This is a genomic window from Streptococcus sp. SM3, assembly GCF_027497875.1.
In genome coordinates, this window is record NZ_JAJNSA010000127.1 from 1 (window position 1) to 6,305 (window position 6,305).

Here is a 6,305-nt window from a genome sequence, read left to right on the forward strand (position 1 = left end):
TCCAACAATTAATTTCGTCATCTCTTTCCTTTCAAAACACTAAAAGGGTTGGAAATATTTTTTCCAACCTTTACATCTTTTTAACTCTCTTATACATTAAAACGGAATTCCATGATGTCCCCATCTTGGACAACATATTCTTTTCCTTCTTCGCGCAAGCGTCCTGCTTCTTTTACAGCCTTTTCAGAACCGTATTTGACCAAATCATCATAGGACATAGTCACGGCACGAATAAATCCTTTTTCAAAATCGGAGTGGATGATTCCAGCTGCTTGAGGAGCTTTCATGCCACGTTTGAAGGTCCAAGCACGCACTTCTTTTTCACCAGCTGTGAAATAAGTGCCAAGTCCCAACAAGTGATAAGCTGCACGCGTAAGTTTATCAACTCCAGACTCTGCTAGGCCAATCGCCTCTAAAAATTCTTGTTTATCTGCATCATCTAGCTCAGAAATTTCTTCCTCAGCACGCGCAGAAATCACCACGACTTCCGCGTTCTCTGTTGCCGCAAAGTCACGAATTTGCTTCACATACTCGATAGAATCTGGATCTGCAACAACATCTTCATCCACATTGGCTACATAAAGAACTGGTTTGGTAGTCAAAAGGAAAAGTCCTTTCACCACTTTTTGTTCTTCCTCAGTGAATTCAATGGTCCGAGCCGATTTACCATCTTCAAGAACTGGTTTGATTTTTTGTAGAACATTAAATTCCGCAACAGAATCCTTATCTTTTTGTGTACGAGCGATTTTTTCTACACGCGCATAGCGTTTATTGACAGACTCTAAGTCGGCTAAAATTAATTCTAAATTGATGGTATCAATATCTGCCAGTGGATCAACAAAGGCATCTTCACGACCTTGCTCCCGCATGACATTTTCATCATCAAAAGCACGTACCACATGAACAATGGCATCTACTTCACGGATATTGGCCAAGAATTTATTACCAAGTCCTTCTCCCTTAGAAGCCCCTTTCACAATCCCCGCAATATCTGTAAATTCAAAAGTAGTCGGAACTGTCTTCTTAGGAGTAATCATTTCCGTCAATTTTTGGAGGCGTTCATCTGGAACTTCTACCATCCCAACGTTTGGATCAATGGTTGCAAAGGGATAGTTTGCGGCCTCTGCTCCTGCTTTTGTAATTGCGTTAAATAGGGTTGATTTACCAACATTTGGTAAGCCAACGATACCTGCTGTTAATGCCATTTTTCTTTTTCTCCGTTCAAATTTCAATCTCTTTTATTATAACATAATTCAAAAGACAAGTGATGAAAAATGAAATATTTCATCACCTTTGAAACTAGATTTTTTCATCAAACTGTAACGTTCTAAAAAGATAAAAATGGTATACTATATTTAACAATGAACAAAGGAGTTTTTCAGATGAAAAAACAAACATGGAAATCTATTTTTCTTTCTTTAATCGCTATCTTTACTCTCTTTCTTCTTGGAGCTTGTGGACAACAATCTGTTCAAAAATCCTATCTTCAGGCAATCAACCAAGAAAAGAAAACAGATGTTCGTATTACACTAGAACATAAAGGTGATAAAGCGATCAGTAACCAAACCACCACTACTATTTATTACAAAGAGGCGGGAGTTACGAAAGATCAATTAAAGGAAATGATCGATAAATATGATGAAGAATACAAAGATGTCAAAGGATTCACACATTCTGCTGAATATAAAGATGATTATATGGTTGAAAAAACAACACTAAATTATGAAAAGGCAGACTTAGATCAGCTAATTGAAAAGAAATTAGTAACGACACAAAAAGATAAAAAAGTCGACTATATCAGCTTCAAATCAACTTTTGATATGATGAAACAGGGTGGTTTCAAAGAAGTTAAAAATGGAAAATTTGAAGAATTAAAATAATCGAAAAGGTTCGGTCACATAAGTGACTGAACCTTTTATAGTACTTTCTTCATTTTCTGTTCAAAATCATGGCGACTCATCATGACCACATGATCACAATTGCTACACTTGATTTTTATGTCTGCACCAAGTCGCGTAATTTCCCAACGATTTGCCTTCTTGCCTGTTTCTTTAATCATACAAGCGTGAGGCTTTTTCATTTCTACAAAATCACCTAACGTATACATGATTCACCTTTGTTAATTTGTGCGAACTGGCGTAATCAATTGAATGAACCCTTGTTCATTTCCTTCTGGAACCAATGTAAACGGTCTAACAGAAGAAATAAAACGAATAACAACTTGTTCACTATCAATAGCTTTGAGCGCTTCGATCAAATAAGTTGGATTAAAGCTAATAGACAAATCCTCTCCTGAAACGGCGCTCGTATCGATCTCTTCATTTACTCGCCCAACTTCTGGTGAATGAACGTGGGAAGAAACCACTCCATTTTTGAACTCTAATTTAACCGTACCGTTTTGAGTCGCATTTGAAAGAAGACGAGCACGCTCCATTGCAAATCGAAGGTTAGCCACATTGAAGGTTACCTCTGTATTGAATTCTGTTGGAATGAGACGGTCTGTATCAGGATAATTTCCTTCTAGCAAACGGGTATAGAAACTAATGTGTTCACTTCTAAAGAGAATTTGATTGTTAGCAAAGAAAACCTCAACTGTTTCAATATCATCAGAAAAAACAGAGGTGAATTCACGAAGAGAGCGACTTGGGATGACAACATCAAAGTTGTCTCCATTTTTCTCCAGTGTAATCACTTTTTGACTCATACGGTGAGAGTCTGTTGCTACTGTTTTTAGCTCTTTATTATCCGATAAAACAAAGTGAACACCTGTCAAAATTGGACGACTTTCTTGTACACTTGCTGCAAATGCTGTTTCATTAATTAATTGTTTTAATAATTTTGTTTCCAAAACTAATGGATTACTTGCAGCAATTTCTTGAATACGTGGATATTGATCTGCATCTTTTCCTTTAAGTGTAATTTCTGATTTTCCACTTGTTAAAAGAACCTGTTTTTGTTCAATCTCTTTAAAATCTAAAGTAACATCTGGTAAACTTGAAACCACATTAATAAAGAAAGTTGCTTCCAATAAAATAGAACCTGGAGAGGTCACTAGTAAACCAGCATTTTCATCTTTGATAGAAATAAAGTTTTCAATTGAAATTTGGCCATTCGATCCAGATAAGGCAACTCCTTCTGGAGTGACATCAATTTTAATCGTGGAAAGGATTGGAATAGCATTTTTTGAACTGATCGCTCTTTTGGTAGTATTTAGTGCTTGTAAAAATAAAGTTTTGTTAATAGAAAAATTTATCATGGTCATTCCTTTTATTTATTTTATGATTAGTAAGTTAATAGTAATAGTAGGTTGTGTGGAAGTTGTGGAAAACTCTCAGAATCCTATCTATGACTTAAAAAGTTACTTGTTTAAAAATTGTGCATAACCCCTAGAAGTTTAGAGGAAGTTATCCACAGATTAATTTAACTTTTTCTTGATACTTTGAATTTCGAGTCGTAGATTATCATCTGTGTCGACCATACTTTTAATTTTTTCATAGGCATGAATGACAGTCGTGTGGTCTTTCCCACCGAATTCTTTTCCGATTCGAGGAAGTGAGTTGTCCGTCATCTCTCTTGAAAGATACATAGCCACTTGTCGTGCTAGGACAATATTCTGAACTCTTCGCGAACCTTTGATTTCTTTTACACTGACTCCATAAAAGGCTCCAACTGCTTCCTGAATTTTTTCAATGGGGATGACAAGCGTCTTGCTATTATCATTTTTACGAGCTCGAATAGCTTCAGCTGCAACATCGATCGTAATTTCTTTTAGTTTCTTCACCTTCGCCATTAAAGAAATATCATTTAAGGCACCTTCTAAGTCTCGGACATTTGAATCAAACTGACCAGCTAGATATTCTAGTGTGTCATTAGGAAAAATATAGTCTAGATCTTCAATTTTATTCCGTAAGATGGCAATCCGAGTTTCAAAATCAGGTGGTGTTATATTTTGCGTTAGTCCCCATTTGAAACGAGTGACCAGCCGCTCTTCAAGACTATCTAAATGATCCGGACTTCGATCGCTTGTTAGAACAATCTGTTTGTTGTCGCTATGGAGAGCATTAAAGGTATTAAAGAATTCCTCTTGAGTCGTGACTTTTTTCCCACCAAGTGACTGGATATCATCGATTAGTAAGAGATCAAGACTTCGATAGGTATTCTTGAACGTCTTCATTTCTCCTAATCGAAGGTGTTCTAAAAATTCATTAATAAATGTTTCTGCTGGGACATACTTAACCCGTGCATTTGGAATATTTTCTAGGATTTGATTTCCAATTGCGTTCAATAGGTGAGTCTTTCCAAGCCCTGGTCCACCATAGATAAAGAGAGGGTTGTATGTTGTTGCAAGATTTTCAGAAACTGCAAGCGCTGCTGCTTTCGCCCAAATATTTCCATCCCCTTGCACAAAATTATCAAAGGTGTACTTTGATTTCAGACCTGTATCAATTTTAGGCAACGGTTCGGTTGTTAAGCTAGCTGAAGATAATCTCCTATGACTACTAGGAATTTCTTCGGTATCTTCAAAAACGAAATGGAACTTCAAATCTGTATTGTAGACTTCAAAGCTGGCTGTGATCAAAGCATTTTTTAGATTTGTTTCCCAAAATAATTCTTTATAATTTCCATCAAGATAAATGGTAGCCGTCTCTCCATCGATTTTGACTAATTTTGAATCGGCGACAAAAAAATCATAGGCACTATCTTTTAGTTGTAATTGGGCTAATTCTAAAAAACGAGACCAAAATTGCTCTTCTTGTGACACTATCAGACTTCCCTCCTTTTCTTGAATTGTATCAAATCATACGTACTCCTATTCTACCACAAACAAAAATAGTTTTCCACAGGCTAAATTTCATGAAATTAAATTATAGTTTTAAACTTTTCCACAAGTTGTGGATTTAAATTCACATTGTTTTTAAAAGTTATCCACAAAGTGGGGATAACTAGAGCATATCCTTATTTTTCTTCTATTTACAAAAGATTTTTATGGTGGAAAAGCTTGTCAATACAAAAAATAAAAATAACAGCCTTATTTAAGGCTGTTGATAATTCGTTGGTATTCATCAAGACTGGAAAAAGAAATTTGGATAGTTCCTTTATTTTGAGAAGAGGAGTGTATCGTCACATCTGTTCCTAATATTTTTTTCAATCGTTGTTCCTCTTCTAGTAGGAAATTTTCTTTTGTTTTTTTATTTTTCTGTTTTCTTTTTGAACTGATCTTATTTTCTAATGTTCGAACATTTAAATGATCCTGTTTGATTCGCTCCAACCAAAATCGCTGCTCTTCTTCATCAAGAGGAACAAGAACACGCGCGTGAGCCGAAGAAATATCATTTTGAATGACTGCTTCTTGAACAGAGGGAGCTAGATGTAACAAGCGAAGCATATTGCTGATATAGGGTCTAGATTTCCCCATAAATTGAGCGATTTGGTCGTGCTTATAGCCATGATCAACGAGCTTCTGGTAGGAGATAGCTTCTTCAATTGGATTGAGATCTTCTCGTTGAAGATTTTCAATAATGGCTTGTCGCATCATTTCTTGATCCGTTAACTCTTTAATAATCGCAGGAACAAGATCTAATCCAGCAATTTTTGAAGCTCTAAAACGTCTTTCACCTGCAAGCAATTCAAAACCAATTATTGGAGATTTTCTGACAATAATGGGTTGAATTAAGCCATTTTCTTTGATTGACTGAGCCAGTTCTTCTAATTTTTCTTGATCAAATACTTTTCTTGGTTGGAAAGGATTGGTTCGAATGTCCTTTACCGCTATTTTTTCTAATTTTTCCATCTTATGAATAGAATAACACACCTTTACAAATTCGTAAAGGTGTGTTTACAAGTATGTCAAGAAAGTGAAAGTTAATCGCTCAGATCCTCAGTTGATTTTGTCAACTTGATAGAAGTTGTTTGTTGTTTTCCATCACGATAGAATGTGACCTTGATCGTATCATTGATTTGGTGAGAATAGAGGGCAGATTGTAAATCTGCAGTTGACTCGATATCTGTATCATCGATCTTTGTGATGACATCATAGCGTTGCAATTTATCTGAAGCAGGCATATTTTCAAGTGTTGAACGAACCAGTACTCCTCCAGATATTTTTTCAGGAAGTTTTAATTGGCTTAAATCAGAAGTTGAAAGGTTGGATAAATCCATCATTTGGATTCCAAGAGCTGGTCGAACTACTTTTCCTTTTTCTTCTAGCTGCTTGATAATATTGACAACATCATTTGCAGGAATTGCAAATCCCATTCCTTCTACTGAAGTTTGTCCGTTATTTGAAATTTTACTTGAGGTAATCC

The 6,305-nt window shown here is 35.8% G+C and carries 7 protein-coding genes; 1 reads left to right on the forward strand and 6 read right to left on the reverse strand.

Going from position 1 to position 6,305, the window contains the following annotated elements:
• Positions 1–89: 89 nt before the first annotated feature.
• Positions 90–1,205 (reverse strand): redox-regulated ATPase YchF, encoded by a 1,116-nt coding sequence (gene ychF, locus PAN06_RS12590; protein ID WP_049475054.1) that lies wholly within the window; start codon positions 1,203–1,205, stop codon positions 90–92.
• Positions 1,206–1,382: 177 nt separating this feature from the next.
• On the opposite strand from ychF, the gene PAN06_RS12595 reads away from it, so the two are divergent.
• The gene (locus tag PAN06_RS12595) at positions 1,383–1,880 is read left to right on the forward strand and encodes a DUF1307 domain-containing protein (RefSeq protein ID WP_031574824.1); all 498 of its coding nucleotides are present in this window, start codon (positions 1,383–1,385) and stop codon (positions 1,878–1,880) included.
• Positions 1,881–1,915: 35 nt separating this feature from the next.
• Here PAN06_RS12595 and PAN06_RS12600 read toward each other — a convergent pair whose 3' ends face one another.
• The 5 genes from PAN06_RS12600 to PAN06_RS12620 all read right to left on the reverse strand — a co-directional run.
• Complete coding sequence (locus PAN06_RS12600) at positions 1,916–2,107, reverse strand: DUF951 family protein (protein ID WP_049492773.1); 192 nt, start codon at positions 2,105–2,107, stop codon at positions 1,916–1,918.
• Between the two features lie 12 nt (positions 2,108–2,119).
• Positions 2,120–3,256: a DNA polymerase III subunit beta gene (dnaN, locus tag PAN06_RS12605; RefSeq protein ID WP_269796491.1), complete on the reverse strand. Its 1,137-nt coding sequence runs from the start codon at positions 3,254–3,256 to the stop codon at positions 2,120–2,122.
• Positions 3,257–3,415: 159 nt separating this feature from the next.
• Entirely contained in the window at positions 3,416–4,762 is a 1,347-nt protein-coding gene (gene dnaA, locus PAN06_RS12610; RefSeq protein ID WP_269796492.1) for a chromosomal replication initiator protein DnaA, read from the reverse strand.
• 267 nt (positions 4,763–5,029) lie between these two features.
• Positions 5,030–5,791, reverse strand: coding sequence for a ParB/RepB/Spo0J family partition protein (locus tag PAN06_RS12615; RefSeq protein ID WP_269796493.1), 762 nt, complete (start codon positions 5,789–5,791; stop codon positions 5,030–5,032).
• Between the two features lie 71 nt (positions 5,792–5,862).
• The coding region (locus tag PAN06_RS12620; RefSeq protein ID WP_269796494.1) for a S1C family serine protease at positions 5,863–6,305 on the reverse strand (443 nt) is incomplete at its 5' end.